The organism is Acidovorax soli, from assembly GCF_014207955.1.
GTDB classification, from domain to species: Bacteria; Pseudomonadota; Gammaproteobacteria; order Burkholderiales; family Burkholderiaceae_C; genus Acidovorax; species Acidovorax soli_A.
This window is the reverse complement of the sequence record NZ_JACHLK010000004.1, coordinates 172,367-190,010: the sequence shown is the minus strand read 5'-3', so window position 1 is coordinate 190,010 and position 17,644 is coordinate 172,367. Positions and strand designations below refer to the sequence as shown.

General features: G+C 69.5%; 14 protein-coding genes. 10 read left to right on the top strand and 4 right to left on the bottom strand.

What is annotated here, in order from left to right:
* Positions 1-41 precede the first annotated feature (41 nt).
* The 5 genes from HNP48_RS12540 to HNP48_RS12520 all read left to right on the top strand — a co-directional run bounded on the left by HNP48_RS12540 (position 42) and on the right by HNP48_RS12520 (position 5,119).
* Positions 42-722: a response regulator gene (locus HNP48_RS12540; protein ID WP_184857278.1), complete on the top strand. Its 681-nt coding sequence runs from the start codon at positions 42-44 to the stop codon at positions 720-722.
* Positions 719-2,155 carry an ATP-binding protein gene (locus HNP48_RS12535; protein ID WP_184857277.1) on the top strand — a complete coding sequence of 479 codons (1,437 nt, stop codon included), beginning with the start codon at positions 719-721 and terminating at the stop codon, positions 2,153-2,155. The genes HNP48_RS12540 and HNP48_RS12535 overlap by 4 nt, the downstream gene beginning before the upstream one ends.
* A 109-nt stretch (positions 2,156-2,264) precedes the next feature.
* Positions 2,265-3,497, top strand: a complete 1,233-nt coding sequence (gene gspF / locus HNP48_RS12530; RefSeq protein ID WP_184857275.1) for a type II secretion system inner membrane protein GspF — start codon at positions 2,265-2,267, stop codon at positions 3,495-3,497.
* Between the two features lie 8 nt (positions 3,498-3,505).
* Complete coding sequence (locus tag HNP48_RS12525) at positions 3,506-4,423, top strand: 5'-nucleotidase (RefSeq protein ID WP_184857273.1); 918 nt, start codon at positions 3,506-3,508, stop codon at positions 4,421-4,423.
* 336 nt (positions 4,424-4,759) lie between these two features.
* Positions 4,760-5,119 (top strand): EF-hand domain-containing protein, encoded by a 360-nt coding sequence (locus HNP48_RS12520; protein ID WP_184857271.1) that lies wholly within the window; start codon positions 4,760-4,762, stop codon positions 5,117-5,119.
* A 74-nt stretch (positions 5,120-5,193) separates the two neighbouring features.
* Here the strand turns inward: HNP48_RS12520 and HNP48_RS12515 are convergent, their stop codons facing one another.
* The 3 genes from HNP48_RS12515 to HNP48_RS12505 all read right to left on the bottom strand — a co-directional run bounded on the left by HNP48_RS12515 (position 5,194) and on the right by HNP48_RS12505 (position 8,649).
* On the bottom strand, positions 5,194-5,625 hold the full coding sequence (locus HNP48_RS12515) for a hypothetical protein (protein WP_184857270.1): 432 nt from the start codon (positions 5,623-5,625) through the stop codon (positions 5,194-5,196).
* A 211-nt stretch (positions 5,626-5,836) separates the two neighbouring features.
* Positions 5,837-6,328 (bottom strand): DUF1854 domain-containing protein, encoded by a 492-nt coding sequence (locus tag HNP48_RS12510; RefSeq protein WP_184857269.1) that lies wholly within the window; start codon positions 6,326-6,328, stop codon positions 5,837-5,839.
* Between the two features lie 32 nt (positions 6,329-6,360).
* Positions 6,361-8,649 carry an ABC transporter ATP-binding protein gene (locus HNP48_RS12505; protein WP_184857268.1) on the bottom strand — a complete coding sequence of 763 codons (2,289 nt, stop codon included), beginning with the start codon at positions 8,647-8,649 and terminating at the stop codon, positions 6,361-6,363.
* A 230-nt stretch (positions 8,650-8,879) separates the two neighbouring features.
* Here HNP48_RS12505 and cphA (HNP48_RS12500) point away from each other — a divergent pair, with 230 nt between their 5' ends.
* The 3 genes from cphA (HNP48_RS12500) to HNP48_RS12490 all read left to right on the top strand — a co-directional run bounded on the left by cphA (HNP48_RS12500) (position 8,880) and on the right by HNP48_RS12490 (position 14,225).
* Positions 8,880-11,087, top strand: coding sequence for a cyanophycin synthetase (gene cphA / locus HNP48_RS12500; RefSeq protein WP_184857267.1), 2,208 nt, complete (start codon positions 8,880-8,882; stop codon positions 11,085-11,087).
* 73 nt (positions 11,088-11,160) lie between these two features.
* The gene (gene cphA / locus HNP48_RS12495) at positions 11,161-13,740 is read left to right on the top strand and encodes a cyanophycin synthetase (RefSeq protein WP_184857266.1); all 2,580 of its coding nucleotides are present in this window, start codon (positions 11,161-11,163) and stop codon (positions 13,738-13,740) included.
* The gene (locus HNP48_RS12490; RefSeq protein WP_184857265.1) at positions 13,740-14,225 is read left to right on the top strand and encodes a CreA family protein; all 486 of its coding nucleotides are present in this window, start codon (positions 13,740-13,742) and stop codon (positions 14,223-14,225) included. The genes cphA (HNP48_RS12495) and HNP48_RS12490 overlap by 1 nt, the downstream gene beginning before the upstream one ends.
* Before the next feature lie 25 nt (positions 14,226-14,250).
* Here HNP48_RS12490 and HNP48_RS12485 read toward each other — a convergent pair whose 3' ends face one another.
* Positions 14,251-14,904, bottom strand: a complete 654-nt coding sequence (locus HNP48_RS12485) for a DsbA family oxidoreductase (protein ID WP_184857264.1) — start codon at positions 14,902-14,904, stop codon at positions 14,251-14,253.
* Between the two features lie 174 nt (positions 14,905-15,078).
* On the opposite strand from HNP48_RS12485, the gene HNP48_RS12480 reads away from it, so the two are divergent.
* Together HNP48_RS12480 and HNP48_RS12475 are read left to right on the top strand one after the other, a co-directional pair.
* A complete protein-coding gene (locus tag HNP48_RS12480; protein WP_184857263.1) occupies positions 15,079-16,080 on the top strand; it encodes a YcjF family protein in 1,002 nt (333 codons plus the stop codon).
* Positions 16,081-16,153: 73 nt separating this feature from the next.
* Positions 16,154-17,539 carry an SPOR domain-containing protein gene (locus HNP48_RS12475; protein ID WP_260420214.1) on the top strand — a complete coding sequence of 462 codons (1,386 nt, stop codon included), beginning with the start codon at positions 16,154-16,156 and terminating at the stop codon, positions 17,537-17,539.
* Positions 17,540-17,644 lie beyond the last annotated feature (105 nt).

The window sequence follows — 17,644 nt, the reverse complement described above, 5'->3', positions numbered from 1 at the left end:
CCGTAAAGATCGTAAACACGTTCTAAGAAGGGACTTTCGACATGCACCTGCTTCTCATCGAAGACGATCTGGACCTGGGCGCCGACCTCCAGAAGGCGCTCAAGGCCTACGGGCTGAGCAGCGAATGGGTGCGCAGCCTGGGCCAGGCCCAGGCGCTGTGCGAGGCTGCCGGCGACGAGCCCCTGCCCTATGCCTGCGCCGTGCTCGACCTGGGCCTGCCCGATGGCGAGGGCCTGTCGCTGCTGCGGGGCTGGCGCCGGACCGGGGTCGCCCTGCCCGTGATCGTGCTGACCGCGCGCGATGCGCTGGAGATGCGCATCGCCGGGCTCGATGCGGGGGCCGACGACTACGTCATCAAGCCGGTGCAGGTGGCCGAGCTGGCCAGCCGCGTCCAGGCCGTCACGCGCCGGGCGGCGGGCCAGTCCTCAAGCACCTGGAATGTGGGCCCGCTCACCATCGACATGGGCCGGCGCGAGGTGCGCACCTGCGATGGGCCCGTGCCTCTGTCGCCGCGCGAATTCGCCATCGTGGCCGAGCTCGCGCGCCATGGCGGCGACGTGGTGCCCAAGCACCGGCTGGCGCGCGCGCTGGCGCCCCTGGGCGAGCCGCTGGAGTTCAGCGCACTGGAGTGGCATATCCACAACCTGCGCCGCAAGCTGGGCGAAGACAGCATCCACACCATGCGCGGCGTGGGCTACCGCATCGCCGGGTTGCAGCCATGATGCTGCGGCCCCGCTCTCTGCTGCGCCCCTCCATCGCCCGGCGCCTGCTGCTGTCGCTGCTGCTGGCAAGCGCGCTGGTCTGGGCGGCCATCTACGGGCTCGGGCACGGCATGGTCTATGCCGAGGAAACGGGCAGCTTCGACCGCGAAATGCTCGCCCTGGCGCGCAGCATCGACCGCCTGGCCAGCGCTGCCGCCGGCGACGAGGCGCGCTTCGCCGCGGCACTCGAAGGCCTGGACGCACGCATCCAGAGCGATACCGAACTGCTCAACTACCCCGTGGGCTTTCTGGGCTTTCAGGTGCGGGACACCCAGGGACGGCGGCTTGCGCGCGGCGGCACCGGGCCCGATGCCCTGGCGGACGGACCGGACGGCTATGCCGACCAGGGCGGCGCCCAGCCGCACCGGGTCTACCGTCAGCACAGTGCCGATGGCCGCTACCGCATCGAGGTGACCCAGTCGCACGACAGCCGGCGCCTGAACTTCGATTCGGTCATGGTCAGCAGCGAAGGCCTGCTCCAGCCCCTGCTGGTCGCCTTCCCCCTGGTGCTGCTGCCGGTCTGGCTCTCGGTGCATACGGGGCTGCGGCCGCTGCGCCAGCTGTCCCGGGAGCTCGCACTGCGCCCGCCCGGGCACCTGCAGCCGCTGTCGGTCAGCGCGCCGCATGCCGAGCTGGCGCCCGTGGTGCACGAGCTCAATGCCACGCTGGCACGGCTGCGGGAGTTGCTGCAGCGCGAGCGCAACTTCCTGGCCGATGCCGCCCATGAACTGCGCACGCCGCTGGCCGTCATCGGCGCGCAGCGCGATGTGCTGCAGCACAGTGGCAGTGCCCCAGAGCGCCAGGAGGCAGCCGAGCGCCTGGGTGTCGGCATCGAGCGCGCCGGCCGCCTGGTCGGGCAGTTGCTCACGCTGGCACGGCTCGATGCGGGCATGCAGCACGAGTCCGTGCCCGTGGACCTGGCAGACATCGCCCGCGACTGCCTGGCGGCCCACGCAGGCCCCGCGGCGACGCGGGACATCGTGCTGGCCTACCTCGGGCCCGACCACCTGCCCACCCAGGGCCCGCTGCAGGTGTTCGAATCCATCACCGACAACCTGATCGGCAACGCCATCCGCCATGGGCACCCGGGCGGGCGCGTGGAACTGCAGCTGGGCTGCCAGGCCGGGCGCATCCAGCTGGAAGTGCGCGACGATGGCCCTGGTATTGCCCCGCCCTGGCGCGAGGCCGTCTTCGAGCGTTTCGTGCGCGCCCCCGGCAGCGGCGCGAGCGGCTCCGGGCTGGGGCTGGCGGTGGTGCGCTCGGCCGCCAGGCGCATCGAGGCGACGGTCGACCTTTCGGCCGGCATCGGCGGACAAGGCGCCGCGTTCCGCGTGCAATGGGTGCCGCCGCCAGAATCCCCGCCCCCGCCCCCGCCCCCGCGCACCGGCCGCTGACAAGGTTTGCGGGCCAGCCCACGGGCAGCGGGCCCATTGCCGCTACCATCCTGGGTTGACGAGGGTGCATTGCCCCGGCACTTCCCAACCGCCCACCACCACCTGCTGCATGCCCGCTTTTTCCTTTGAAGCCCTGGACGCCCAGGGCCAGACCCGCAAAGGCCTGATGGAGGCCGACACCGCCAAGTCCGCCCGCAGCCAGCTGCGCGCGCAGGCCCTGGTGCCGATTGCAGTGGAACAGGTCCAGACCGGGCAGTCCCGCGACGGCTCTGCCCAGGGCTGGAACCGCAGCCTGTTCACCCGGCCGGTGTTCAACGCCACCGGCCTGGCGATCTGGACCCGGCAGATCGCCGGCCTGGTGGGTTCGGGCCTGCCGCTGGAGCGGGCCCTGAGCGCCCTCTCGGACGAGGCCGACGACGACCGCCAGCGCCACCTGGTGGCGGCCCTGCGTGCCGAGGTGAACGCCGGCTCGACCTTCGCGCGCGCGCTGGGCCAGCACCCGCGCGAGTTCTCCGACATCTACTGCGCGGTGATCGGCGCCGGCGAGCACAGCGGCAACCTGGGCCTGGTGCTCGAACGCCTGGCCGATGACCTCGAAGACCGCCAGGCCCTCAAGGCCAAGCTGGTCGGCGCCGCGCTCTACCCGGCCATCGTGACCCTGGTGGCGATCGCCATCGTGATGTTCCTGCTGGGCTATGTGGTGCCCCAGGTGGCCAGCGTGTTCGCGGGCTCCAAGCGCGCCCTGCCCTTCATCACCACCGTGATGCTGGGCATCAGTGCGCTGGTGCGCAGCTACGGGCTGGCCCTGTTCGGCGTGCTGGTGCTGGGCGCGCTCGGCCTGCGCTGGTCGCTGAAATCGGAGGCCGTGCGCGAGCGCTTCGATGCCGCCTGGCTCCAGCTGCCCCTGGTGGGCAAGCTCGCGCGCGGCTACAACGCGGCGCGCTTTGCCGGCACGCTGGCCATGCTGGCCAGTGCCGGCGTGCCCATTTTGCGTGCCCTGCAGGCCGCTGCCGAGACCCTGAACAACCGTGCCCTGCGCGCCGACGCACTCGACGCCCTGGTGCTGGTGCGCGAGGGCGCGCCCCTGGCATCAGCCCTGGCGCAGAAGAAGCGCTTTCCGGGCCTGCTGTCGATGTTTGCGCGCCTGGGCGAGCAGACCGGCCAGTTGCCCGTGATGCTGCAGCGCGCCGCCGCCCAGCTCTCGGCCGAGGTGCAGCGCCGCTCCATGCAGCTGGCGACCATCCTGGAGCCCTTGCTCATCGTGGCCATGGGCCTGGTGGTGATGGCCATCGTGCTGGCCGTGATGCTGCCCATCATCCAGCTCAACCAGTTCGTGAAGTAGACAAAGCCATGGCTGCCACCCTGGACGACAAGCTCGTGGTCGCGATCTCCTCGCGCGCGCTGTTCAATTTCGAGGAAGAAAACCGCGTCTTCAACGACAGCGACGACCGTGCCTACGTGGAACTGCAGCGCCAGCGCATCGACATTCCCGCGGCGCCCGGCGTGGCGTTTTCGCTGGTGCGCAAGCTGCTGGCCTTCAACACCACAGAGCACCAGCGGGTGGAGGTGGTGCTGCTGTCGCGCAACGACCCGGTGAGCGGCATGCGCGTGTTCCGCTCCTGCGTGGCCCATGGCCTGCCCATGGTGCAGCGCGGGGTGTTCACCCAGGGGCGCGATCCGTTCCGCTACCTGCGCCCGCTGGGGGCGCACCTGTTCCTCTCGGCCAACGAGGCCGATGTGCGCGAGGCACTGCACCTGGGCTACCCCGCGGCACGGGTGCTGACCGAATCCGTGCGGGCGGGCGACTCCAACCCCAACGAGGTGCGCATCGCCTTCGACGGCGACGCCGTGCTGTTCTCGGACGAGGCCGAGCGCATCTACCAGGCCGAAGGCCTGGCCGCCTTCCAGCGGCACGAGACCGACAAGGCGGCGCAGCCCCTGCCCGACGGCCCCTTCAAGCCCCTGCTGGCCGCCCTGCACCGGCTGCAGCATGCAGGCGGCACGGGCATGCGCATCCGCACCGCGCTGGTCACGGCGCGCAGCGCACCGGCGCACGAGCGCGCGATCCGCACGCTGATGGACTGGGACATTGCGGTGGACGAAGCCATGTTCCTCGGCGGCCTGGCCAAGGGGGAGTTCCTGCGCGAGTTCGAGCCCGACTTCTTCTTCGACGACCAGACCGGCCATGTCAACTCGGCCTCGCTGCATGTGCCCGCGGGGCATGTGAACAGCGGGGTGTCCAACCCCGTCACGCTGCTGGCCGACTGAAGTGAAGCACCCCCTGAGTCGCTTCGCGCCTTCCCCCTCTCTCATATTGCTTCGCAATCTGGGAGGGGGACGCCCCCGGTGCGGCGGGGCGGCCCTTGCACGGGGGCACTGGCCTCGGCCGCGCCAGTTTCATGCGTAACGGGTGGCGCGCTGCGCAATGAATAGCTGATACGGATTCGCCTTCAACGCAAATCCGTACAGGCGCCCTGCGCCACCCAGCCTGCAAAGTTGTGCAATGGTGTGCAACTTGTGGTGAAAGATGGCCTCTGACCGATTGCAAAGGACACCGGCGGGCTGCATCTGTGGGACCATGGCCCATCACAAGGATTTGAGCGCATGAAGAAGACGATTTTTCTGGCCTGGGGCGCTGCAGCCCTGGTGGCGTGCAGCCTGGCCTCCGCACAGGCGCCGGTTGCGCCGCCGCCCGCCGACACCGAAGGCCTGTCCAAGGGCGAGGCCAAGGCCATCCGCGAATTCAAGATGCTGGATTTCAACGGCGACGGCAAGCTCAGCCGGACCGAAGTGAAGCTGTTCCCGCGCCTGGCCAATGCCTTTGACGAGGCCGACACCGACCACGATGGCTTTGTCTCGTACGAAGAGGTGCGCGCTTTCGCGGCCAAGTACCGCGCCGAACGGGATCGCGCCAAGCAACAACAGGCGCCTGCTGCCCCCGCTCCTGCAGCCAGCGCTCCCTGATCCCAATCGCTATTGATTCAATAGCAAATCCACCCTGCCGGGCGCCGTCGCCGCGCCCCAACCTGCCACCCTGCCTACAGCCCGGCCGTGCGCTTGACCTTGGGGTCCGAGTAGGTCAGCGGCTCGTTCTTGACCTGCTGGGCCAGGCGCTCCTGCAGGGTCACCTTGTTGATGTCCTGGGCCATTTCGACGGCGCTGCCGCTGGCGCGCCACATGGACTGGATGAATTCGAGCAGTTGCTTGTAGATGGGCTCCGGCGGCGGCTCGGGCGGCGCTTCCGCCGTTTCCTTCTTCTTCACCTCGGTCCAGTCGCGGTTCGGTGCCTCGGGTGCCGAGGGCTTGTCGGGCTCGCGCACAATGGCCCCCTCCCCCAGCCGGTCCATGGACTCGACGGGCAGCGGCGCATTGACAGGACGTATCGGCGGCGCCCCCGAGGCGCCGGTGGAATACAAATCGGCGCCCGGAGGACGCCAGGTCGGCGATCGATCAACAGGTGGCAATTGCATGGCAGGCCCCAGGTGGTGGATGGAATGGACAGAGGCACTTCCGGACTCTTCGTACATTCATAACGGCAAACAAAAGGGGAAATTGAGGTCTTTTTTGCCTTTAAGCTCAAATTTAAGGGTTTACCCCTAGATTCAAAGCCCTTTGAAGGCAAAAAAAAGCCCGCCGCCCGCAAAAAGCAGGCGGCGGGCGGGTGCGCTCCCCGTCAGGTGCTCAGAGAAAGCGTTCGAGGAAGCGGCGCGACTGGCGGTCGAGCAGCGTCGTATCGGGCACCTTGAACTGCACGCCCTCGCCGGCTGCGATGAGCAGGCGGGTTCTTCCACCGAGCCGGCGGATGTCTTCTTCGGCCTTGAGCACCAGGCGGGCGGGGCCCCGGTCGGTTTCCACATCCCAGGTGCTGGGGGTCGAGAAACTCGATACCGCGGTTATTTTTTCGATAGTGGGCACAAACTCGCGCACTGCCAGTTCTTCCTCGACCAGGGCACGCCCGGCCGGGGGCAGCTGGTCCAGGCGGTCCAGCCACAGCAGTTCGTGGCCATCGCTGCCCACCAGGGACAGGCCTTCGGCAGGCGCGGCAATGGGGAAGGCGCGCACGGGCACCACGCCCTCGTGCAGGGTGCCGTCGGGCAGGGTGAGCACCAGGCGCCCATGGGGGTTGCGGTGCAACTGCACCGGGCTGGCGGGAGAAGGGGTCTGATCGGTCATGGCGGTGTTGTCATCCGTCGGTGGGCGGGCGCTCAGGCGCTGCCCGCAGGGTGGGCCGGGTGCAGCAGGCTGCTGTCCAGCAGCACGCCGGCCGCCTGGGCATCTTCCTCGGCACGGCGCGCCTGGGCTTCGTAGAGGCGCCAGTAAGCGCCCTGCTGTTCCATGAGTTCGTCGTGCGGCCCCACTTCCACCACTTCGCCGCGGTCCATCACCACCAGGCGGTCGGCCTTGCGCAGGGTGGACAGGCGGTGGGCGATGGCGATGGTGGTACGGCCCTTGACCAGGTTGTCCAGGGCCTTCTGGATTTCCTTCTCGGTTTCGGTGTCCACGGCCGAGGTGGCTTCGTCCAGGATCAGGATGCGCGGGTCGATCAGGAGCGCGCGCGCAATGCTGATGCGTTGGCGCTCGCCGCCCGACAGACCCTGGCCACGCTCGCCCACCAGCGAGTCGTAGCCGTGCGGCAGGCGCAGGATGAATTCGTGCGCATGGGCCGCCCGGGCCGCTGCCACGATCTCCTCGCGCGTGGCCTCGGGCTTGCCGTAGGCGATGTTCTCGGCAATGGTGCCGAAGAAGAGGAAGGGCTCCTGCAGCACCAGGCCGATGTGGCGCCGGTAGTCGGCCACGGCGAAGCGGCGGATGTCCACGCCATCGACCTGGATGGAGCCGTCGGTCACATCGTAGAAGCGGCTGATCAGGTTGACCAGCGTGCTCTTGCCCGAGCCGCTGTGGCCCACCAGGCCGATCATCTCGCCGGGGCGGATGTCGAGGTCCAGCCCCTTGATGACGGCGCGGCTGCCATAGCGGAAGCCCACGCCGCGCATGGCGATCGCGCCCTGCACCTTGTCCACCTGCACGGGCTGGGCCGGGTCGGGCACGTTGCTCACGTGGTCCAGGATATCGAAGATGCGCTTGGCGCCGGCGGCGGCCTTCTGCGTGACCGAAACGATGCGGCTCATGGAGTCGAGCCGGCTGTAGAAGCGCCCGATGTAGGCGATGAAGGCCGTGAGCACACCCACGGTGATCTGGTTGCGTGAGACCAGCCAGATGCCGAAGGCCCAGACCACGAGCAGGCCGATCTCGGTGAGCAGCGACACGGTGGGGGTGAACAGCGACCAGGTCTTGTTGAGTTTGTCGTTGACCTCCAGGTTGTGCTGGTTGGCGTCACGGAAGCGCTGGGCCTCGCGCTTTTCCTGGGCGAAGGCCTTGACCACGCGGATGCCGGGGATGGTGTCGGCCAGCACGTTGGTCACCTCGGACCAGACACGGTCGATCTTCTCGAAGCCGGTGCGCAGCCGGTCGCGCACGGTGTGGATCATCCAGGCGATGAAGGGCAGCGGCACCAGGGTGACCAGCGCCAGCCAGGGGTTGATGGAGAACAGGATGGCCGCCGTCATGAGGATCATGAGCACGTCGGTCACGAAATCCAGCGCATGCAAGGAAAGGAAAACGTTGATGCGGTCCGTCTCCGAGCCGATGCGCGCCATGAGGTCGCCCGTGCGCTTGCCGCCGAAATAGTCGAGCGACAGGCGCAGCAAGTGCTCGTAGGTGGTGGTGCGCAGGTCGGCGCCGATGCGCTCGGACACCAAGGCCAGGATGTAGGTGCGCGCCCACGAAAGGCCCCAGGCCGCCAGGGCCGACAGCAGCAGCCCGCTCAGGTACAGCAGGACCAGGCCGGGCTCGATCTTCTGGCCGTTCTGGAACGGGATCAGGATGTCGTCCATCAGCGGGATGGTCAGGTAGGGCGGCACCAGCGTGGCGGCCGTGGAGGCCAGGGTCAGCGCAAAGCCCGCGGCCAGCTGCTTGCGGTAGGGGCGGGCAAAGCGCCACAGGCGCAACAGCACCCAGGTGGAGGTCTGCGGCGGCTGGGCGCGTGCGCAGGCCGGGCATTCCTCGGTATCGGGCGGCAGCGGGGTGTGGCACTGGGGGCAGGTAGCCTCGTCCGATTCGGCGGCGCCGGCCGGCTGCTCGAAGCGCTGCACCAGGCGCAGCGCCTGGGCGTGCTGGCCCAGGGTGAAGCGCCACAGCGCCAGGCGCGCATCGGCATCGTGCAGCTCCAGGGCGCCGATGCCCCCATGGTCGTGCATGCGCAGTTCCAGGCCCGGGGCCCGGGGCCAGGCGCGCCAGGCGTTGGTGCCGGGCTCGCAGGCCAGCAGACGCTCGGAAGTCACCACCACCCAGCCCGTGGCGAAGCGCAGTTCGGCACTCAGGTCAACCTGTAACGTGGCCAGCACGTTCTCTTGGGAAGCGAGCATGGCCCGCAGATCGGCCCCCTGGGGGCCAGAAAAGACACCGGAGGCGTCCACAGAATGGTGATGTTGCATGTTGTATTGGGTTCTGCGCCCCTGGCAACCAGCCGTCACCCAGGGCGCCAAAGCGCGAATTCTCCCCGATACTGCGGGTTGGAGCGCCAAGGCATCCACCTGTAACGTCTGCGACCGCTCCCCGGCTGACAGCCGCCGCTGCCATCCGAGTGGAGCACAATATTCCCCATATTCTCGTTGCCCTCCCCCGCATAGCCTCCGAAAGGCCGGAACACCTACCCGCTGCAACCATGGCGAAATTCGACGACATCCAACTGCTTCGCATCAATTACCTGCGTGGACCCAACATCTGGACCTACCGGCCCGTGCTGGAAGTCTGGCTGGACCTGGGCGTGCTGGAAGACCACCCCTCCCACACCCTGCCCGGCCTGAACGAGCGGCTCACGGCCTGGCTGCCCGCGCTGATCGAGCACCACTGCGGCGTGGGCGAGCGCGGCGGCTTCCTGCAGCGCCTGGAAGAAGGCACCTGGTGCGGCCACGTGATGGAGCACATCGTGATCGAGCTGCTCAACCTGGCCGGCATGCCCACAGGCTTTGGCCAGACGCGCAGCACCTCGCAGCGCGGCGTGTACCGCATGGTGTTCCGCGCGCGTGACGAACAGGTGGCCCGCGTGGCCCTGGCCCAGGGCCACCGGCTCCTGATGTCGGCCATCAACGACGAGCCCTTCGACGTGGCCGCCGCCGTGGCGCGGGTGCGCACCGAGGTGGACGACCAGTACCTGGGCCCCAGCACCGCCTGCATCGTCACGGCCGCCACGGACCGCAGCATCCCCCACATCCGCCTGAACGACGGCAACCTGGTGCAGCTGGGCTATGGCGCAAGCCAGCGCCGCATCTGGACGGCCGAGACCGAATTCACCAGCGCCATCGCCGAAGGTATCGCCAGCGACAAGGACCTGACCAAGGGCCTGCTCAAGGCCTGCGGCGTGCCCATCCCCGAAGGCCAGGTGGTCAACAGCCCCGAGGAAGCCTGGGAAGCGGCCGAGGACATCGGCCTGCCCGTGGTGGTCAAACCCTCGGACGGCAACCACGGCCGCGGCGTGACCCTGGACCTGCGCAAGCGCGAAGATATCGAGGCCGCCTACCACGTGGCCTACCCCGAGGGCAGCGACGTGATGGTCGAACGCTTCATCCCCGGCGACGAGCACCGCCTGCTGGTGGTGGGCGGCAAGGTGGTGGCTGCCGCGCGCGGCGAGGTGGTGAGCATCACCGGCAACGGCCGCTCCACCGTCAAGGAGCTGATCGACAGCCAGCTCAACTCCGACCCGCGCCGCGGCTACGAAGAGGAATACCCGCTGGAGATCATCGACCTGGCCACCGACACCAAGGTGCAGCTCGAACTCAAGCGCCAGGAGCTGGAGGCCGATTCCGTGCCCGCAGCGGGCCGGGTCATCGTGGTGCAGCGCAACGGCAACGTGGCCGTGGACTGCACGGACGACGTGCACCCCGAGGTCGCCTACATCGCCCAGCTCGCCGCCAAGGTGGTGGGCCTCGATATCGCCGGCATCGACATGGTGGCGCAGGACATCTCCAAGCCCCTGCACACCCAGGGCGGTGCCATCGTCGAGGTGAATGCCGGCCCAGGCCTGCTGATGCACCTGAAGCCCGCCGTGGGCGCGCCCCGCCCCGTGGGCCAGGCCATCGTGGAACACCTGTTCCCGGCCGAGGACCATGCCGAAGGCACAGCCGGCCGCATCCCCGTGGTGGGCGTGGCCGGCACGCGCAACACCGCCACCATCTCGCGCCTGGTGGCCTGGCTGCTGCACCTGAGCGGCCGCCACACGGGCGTGGCCTGCCGCGACGGCCTGTTCCTGGACCGCCGCCATGTGGATGCCACCGACAGCGCCCACTGGGAGGCTGCCCACCGCCTGCTCATGAACCAGATGGTGCAGGCCGCCGTGATCGAGAACGACGCCCGCACCATCCTGCGCGACGGCCTGGCCTACGACCGCTGCAAGGTGGGCGTGGTGACCGACATGGACGGCGCCAGCACCCTGGCCGAGTTCGACGTGCACGAGCAGGACCAGATGACCAAGGTCATGCGCACCCAGGTGGACGTGGTGCTAGCCGATGGCGCCGCCGTGCTCAACGCCGCCGAGGCGCAGGTCGTGGACCTGGCCCGCCTGTGCGACGGCGATGTGGTGCTGTATGCGCAGGACCACACCCTGCCGGCCATTGCCGAGCACCGCGCCAAGGACAACGGCCGTGCCGTGCTCGTGAAGAACGGCCGCGTGGTGCTGGCCACGGGCAGCGCCGAACATGTGCTGGGCTCGCTCACCGAACTGACCTTCGGCCGCAACGCCGTGGTACCCGATACCGACGCCCTGCTGGCCGCCGCAGGCGCCGCCTGGGCTTTGGACATTGCGCCCGACCTGATCGGTGCAGGCATCAAGACCTTCGAGCCCGACCTGCCGCCCCCCCCAGGACTGCGCACTTGAGTGCCTGAGAGACCGAACACTGCGATGACTCCGGGGCCTGCCCGCCCCGACGGACACTGAAAGAGATTTTTCCATGGATGTATCCCGCACCCGGGCCCTGCGCGGCCCCAACCTGTGGAGCCGCCACATGGCCATCGAGGCCGTCGTGGCCTGCGATGAGAACGAGCGTGCCATCCGCCAGATGGACGGGTTCGAGGCACGGCTGCGCGCCCTGTTCCCGGCCGTGGGCGCACTGCACCCCGAAGGCGGCGATGGCGACATCTCGCTCGCCCATGTGCTGCAGATCGCCGCGCTGGCACTGCAGGCGCAGGCCGGCTGCCGCGTGACCTTTGCGCGCACCACGGCCACCACCGACCCCGGCGTGTACCAGGTGGTGGTGGAGTACAGCGAAGAGGCCGTGGGCCGCCAGGCCTTCGAGGATGCGCAGCAGCTCATCCAGGCCGCCCTGGGCAACGGCAGCTTCGACGCCGAAAAGGCCATTGCCGCGCTGCGCGAGCTCGACGAGGACGAGCGCCTGGGCCCGAGCACCGGCTCCATCGTGGACGCTGCCGTGGCGCGCGGCATTCCCTACCGCCGCCTCACGCGCGGCAGCCTGGTGCAGTTCGGCTGGGGCTCCAAGCAGCGCCGCATCCAGGCCGCCGAGGTGGACTCCACCAGCGCCGTGGCCGAATCCATCGGCCAGGACAAGGACCTGACCAAGCGCCTGCTGCATGCCGCCGGCGTGCCCGTGCCGCTGGGCAAGCCGGTGCAGAGCATCGACGAGGCCTGGGAAGTGGCCCAGAAGGTGGGCATGCCCGTGGTCGTGAAGCCGCAGGACGGCAACCAGGGCAAGGGCGTGACGGTGAACATCACCGACCGCACCCAGCTCGAAGCCGCCTACAAGAACGCCGAGGAATACGGCACCGTGATGGTCGAGCGCTTCCTGCCCGGCCACGACTTCCGCCTGCTGGTGGTGGGCGACCAATTGGTGGCCGCCGCGCGCCGCGAGCCGCCCCAGGTGCTGGGTGACGGCCAGCACACGGTGCGTGAGCTGGTCGAGCAGGTCAACCTGGACCCGCGCCGCGGCGAAGGCCATGCCACCTCGCTCACCAAGATCCGCCTGGACGACATCGCCGTGGCGCGCCTCGCGGCCCAGGACCTGACGCCCGACTCCGTGCCGCCCAAGGGCCAGCGCGTGATCCTGCGCAACAACGCCAACCTGTCCACCGGCGGCACCGCCACCGATGTGACGGACGACGTGCACCCCGAGGTGGCGGCACGCGCCATTGCGGCGGCCCAGATGGTGGGCCTGCACATCTGCGGCGTGGACATGGTGGCCGAGACCGTGCTGCGCCCGCTGGAGGAGCAAGGCGGCGGCTTCGTCGAAGTGAATGCCGCCCCCGGCCTGCGCATGCACCTGGCACCCTCGTACGGCAAGCCGCGCAATGTGGGCCAGGCCATGGTGGACAAGCTCTACGCCCATGGCGATGACGGCCGCATCCCCACGGTGGCCGTGACCGGCACCAACGGCAAGACCACCACGGCGCGCCTGATCGCCCACCTGTTCACGGCCCAGGGCCTGCGCGTGGGCATGACCAACACCGATGGCGTGTACGTCAATGGCCGCCAGATCGACAGCGGCGACTGCAGCGGCCCCAAGAGTGCACGCAACGTGCTGCTGCACCCCGAGGTGGATGCGGCCGTGTTCGAGACCGCGCGCGGCGGCATCCTGCGCGAAGGCCTGGGCTTTGACCGCTGCCAGGTGGCCGTCGTCACCAACATCGGCGCGGGCGACCACCTGGGCCTGAACTACATCACCACGGTGGAAGACCTGGCCGTGCTCAAGCGCGTGATCGTGCAGAACGTGGCCCCCGATGGCTACGGCGTGCTCAACGCGGCCGACCCCATCGTGGCGGCCATGGCGCCGGTCTGCCCCGGCAAGATCATCTACTTCGCGAGCGACCGCCACAACCCCGTGATGGCCACCCACCGCGCCCAGGGCAACCGCACGGTGTACGTGGACGGCGACTCCATCGTCGCCTCCGAAGGCTCGTGGCGCGAGACCATCCACCTGCGCGACGTGCCCATCACGCGCAACGGCCGCATCGGCTTCCAGGTGGAGAACGTCATGGCCTCGGTGGCCGCCGCCTGGGGCGCCGGCCTGCCCTGGCAGACCATCCGCCGCGGCCTGTCGGGCTTTGTGAACGACAGCGACAACGCCCCCGGCCGCTTCAACATCATGGACTACAACGGCGCCACGGTGATCGCCGACTACGGCCACAACCCCGACGCCATGCGCGCCCTGGTGGCCGCCGTGGACGCCCTGCCCGGCAAGCGCCGCAGCGTGGTCATCAGCGGTGCCGGTGACCGGCGCGACGAAGACATCCGCGAGCAGACCGTGATCCTGGGCGCCGCCTTCGACGACGTGATCCTGTACCAGGACGCGGCCCAGCGCGGCCGTGGCGACGGCGAGGTGATGGCGCTGCTGCGCGAAGGCCTGGCCGGTGCTGCGCGCACCACGCATGTGGAAGAGATCCGCGGCGAGTTCATCGCCATCGACACGGCCCTCGGCCGCCTGCAACCGGGCGACCTGTGCCTGGTGCTGGTGGACCAGGTGGAAGAAGCGCTGGCCCACCTGGCCAAGCGCTGCACCGAAGCCGGGGCGGCCGCGTGATGCGCGCCACCCTGCGCACGGCGGCCCTGGCCGCTTGCACGCTGCTGGCGGCGGGCGCCGCCAGCGCCGCCCCCGACAAGATCGGCACGGTGGACACGGCCTTCAAGCTGCTGGGCCGCGACCACGACATCATCGTCGAGGCCTACGACGACCCCGCGGTGCAGGGCGTGACCTGCTATGTCTCGCGCGCCCGCACGGGCGGCATCAAGGGATCGCTGGGCCTGGCCGAAGACCGCTCCGAAGCCTCGATCGCCTGCCGCCAGACCGGGCCGGTGAACTTCCCCGCGCCGCTGCGCAAGCAGGAAGAGGTGTTCAGCGAGCGCCTGTCCATCCTGTTCAAGCGCCTGCGCGTGGTGCGCATGGTGGACCCGGCACGCAACACCCTGGTCTACCTCACCTACTCGGAAAAACTGGTGGACGGCTCGCCGCAGAACAGTGTGACAGCCGTGCCGGTGGACCGGGCCACCCCGATTCCTCTGAAATGACGAAGGGCGCCTCGGCGCCCTTTCTTCATGCTTTTCCGGATGCGATCTGGCGCAGAGCCTGTTCGAAAACCTCCGGCGGCTGGCCGCCCGAGATCAGGTGGCGGTCGTTGATGATGATGGCCGGCACCGAGTGGATGCCCTGCTGCAGGTAGAACTGCTCGCGCTCGCGCACCGCGTCGGCATAGCGGTCCGACGCCAGCACGGCACGGGCCTCGGCCTCGTCGAGCCCCACCTCACCCGCCACGCGGGCCAGCACCTCATGGTCGCCAGGGCTCTGGCCATCGGTGAAGTAGGCCTTGAACAGCGCGTGCTTCAGGGCCGGCTGCTTGTCGCTCTCTTCCTCGGCCCAGTGCAGCAGGCGGTGGGCGTCGAAGGTGTTGTAGATGCGGCTGCGCTGCGCCATGTTGAAGGTGAAGCCCAGGGCCGCGCCGCGTGCGGCGATGGCGTCGCGGTTCTTCTGGCTCTGCTCGGGCGTGGCGCCGTACTTCTCGTGCAGGTGCTCGGCGATGTCCTGGCCTTCTGGGGCCATCTGCGGATTCAGCTCGAAGGGTTGAAAGTGCAGGTCGAGCGCGACCTCGCCCTTGAGGCGCTCGGCCGCCTGCTCCAGCGACTTGAGGCCGATGATGCACCAGGGGCAGGAGACGTCGGAGACGAAATCGATCTTGAGGGCTGTGGTCATGCGGTCACCGAAAGGTCAAATGGGTTGGCCAACATCCTAGGCCGATTGGCGCGTCCTTGCAGCGGTACGGCCATTGGCCACCCTGCAAGCCCCCACCGCATTGGTGGAAAAGCCCGGGTTTGCCACACTGTTGCCCTGTTCTGCCAACCTGGATCCGAAAGGAACCACCGCTCCATGCAACTCGACCAGCAACAAGCCATTCTCACCATCGCCCTGTTCGCCGCCTTTGCCGACGGCCACAAGGGCGACAGCGAGCGCGAGGAGATCCGGCGCATTGCCCAATCGCTGGCCCAGGACGCGCCCGCCATCGACCTGCCGCGCCTGGTGCAGGACGTGCTGCTGCAGCGCACCAGCGCCGAGGCCGCCGCCCGGGCCCTGGCCGAGCCGGGCCTGCGCCAGCTGGCCTATGAAATGGCGGTCTGCGTCTGCGATGTGGACGGGCGCCAGACCGATACCGAGCGCGCCTTCCTCGCGCAGCTCAAGGGCTGGCTGCAACTGGGCGACGGCGACACCGCGGCCTTCGAGCAGCAGGCCGATGCGCTGGTGGAAGTGGCCGAACGCGCCGCGCCCATTGCCCGGGGCCTGGCCCCCGTGGCTGCGGGCACGGCGGCCGCCGCCGCAGCGGCGGCCTTGCCCGTGCGCAATGTGCCGCAGGTGCCGGACGCCGAGCTGGACAAGAGCATCCTGAACTACGCGCTGCTGTGCGGCGCGCTGGAGCTGCTGCCGCAGTCCTGGGCGTCGATGGCCATCATCCCCCTGCAGGTGAAGATGGTCTACGCCGTGGGCAAGGCGCATGGCGTGGAGCTGGACCAGGGCCACATCAAGGACTTCATCGCGGCGGCCGGCGTGGGCATGGCCTCGCAGTACATCGAGCAGTTCGGCCGCAAGCTGCTCGGCGGCCTGCTGGGCAAGGTCGCGGGCCGCACCATTGGCGGCATCGGCCAGGCGGCCACGGGCATGGCCTTCTCGTTCGCCACCACCTATGCCCTGGGCCAGGTGGCCAAACGCTACTACGCGGGCGGCCGCGTGATGAGCACCGCCGTGCTGCGCGAGAGCTTCCAGAACCTGCTCGGCCCGGCCAAGGACCTGCAGACGCAGTACCTGCCGCAGATCCGCGAGAAGGCTGCGACCCTGGATGCCGCCAAGGTCATGGCCATGGTCAGGGGCGGCGCTTGATCGGTCTTTGAACTGCCAATCCCGCGGCCACTTCCCTCTTTCACAGGGGCCGCAGCCCATGCCAGAATCGGGCATGCCCTTGACACTGGACCCTGCCAACGCCATCGCACCCATGTCGCTGGACTCCCCGTCGGACAATGCCATGACGGCGCTGTACCGCGTGGCCCTGGGCCCCGTCAACACCGAGCACTACCTGCCGGTCTTTGCGCGCTTCGACGATGCGGGGCGCACCACCACCACCTGGAACTGGCCGGCCGCACTGTGCACGCTGAGCTGGCTGGTGTTTCGCCAGCTCTGGGGCGCGGCCCTGGTCTATGTGGCCGCCGCCGAGGGGCTGGCGCTGCTGGTGTTCGGCCTGGGCCGCCAGTTCCTGCACCTGCCGCCGCAGGTGGAATGGGGCCTCCTGGCCGCCATCGTGCTGTTCAGCTGCGCCGTGCCGGGGCTGTTCGCCAACGCAGTGCTGCACACCGAGATCCGCAAGCGCATTGCACGCGCCCTCTCGGCCTCGCGCACCGTGCCCGAAGCCGCGGCGCTGCTGGAGCGCCAGGCCAGCTCGCGCCAGCGGCTGAGCGCGGTGATCATCGGGCATGTGGTCGTGGTGGCCACGGCCGTGCTCGCCTACCTGCTGTTCCCGCCGGGTGCCACCGGCACGGAGGCCACCACGGCCCAGCCCCCCGCAGCCACGGCGTCCGCGGCCGTACCCACCTCGGGCCTGGCGGCCGTATCGGTGCTGCGCGGTGCGGCATCCACACCGGCCGCGCCCGCTGCCCCGGCCAGCGACACCGCAGCCCCCGAGGCCGCAGCGCCGGCCGCCACCGCAAGCGCCCAGGCACCGGCTCCAGCGCCCGCACCTGCGCCCGCCCCCCCAACACCACCGGCGGCCTCGGCACCCGCAACGCGCAACCCGGCGGCCAATCCACCCGCGGCCCAGGCTGCGCCCAGCGCGCCTGCCCCGGTCGCTGCCGCCAAGGCCCCCGCAGCCACCACGCCAGCGCCCCCGGCCTCCAAGGCCGCCACGCCCCCGGTAGCGGCCAGCAAGCCGGCCCCGGCGCCCGCTCCAGCGGCCTCGGCCCCGCCAGCCAAGACCAGGCCCAGCGCCCCGGCAGCCCCCGCCTCCAAGGCCACGCCCAGCACCCCGGCGGCGAGCAAGCCCGCCCGTCCGGCCCCTGCCCCGGCCAGTCCGGCCGCCTCGGCCGCCAGCGACCCCGAACTCGCCATGGTGGGCAGTGCCTCGGGCTTCTACATCAATGTGGGCCTGTTCGCCGAAGAGGCCAATGCGCGCAAGACCCAGTCGCGCCTGCTCAACGAGGGCCTGCCGGCCTTCCGCCAGCCACTGGAAAGCGCCAAGGGCCCGCGCATCCGCGTGCGCGTGGGCCCCTTCGCGACCAAGGCCGAGGCCGACACGGCCGCGCAGACCATCCAGCGCATGGGGCTGGATGCCGTGGTGTTCAAGAAGTAGGCCCTGCGCACACCGGGGGACGCAGCCAGCGTCCTACGCGCAGGCGTTCATGCGGCCGACATCCAGTGCCGGCACGGGCACGTACTCTGCAGTATCGACCCCTGT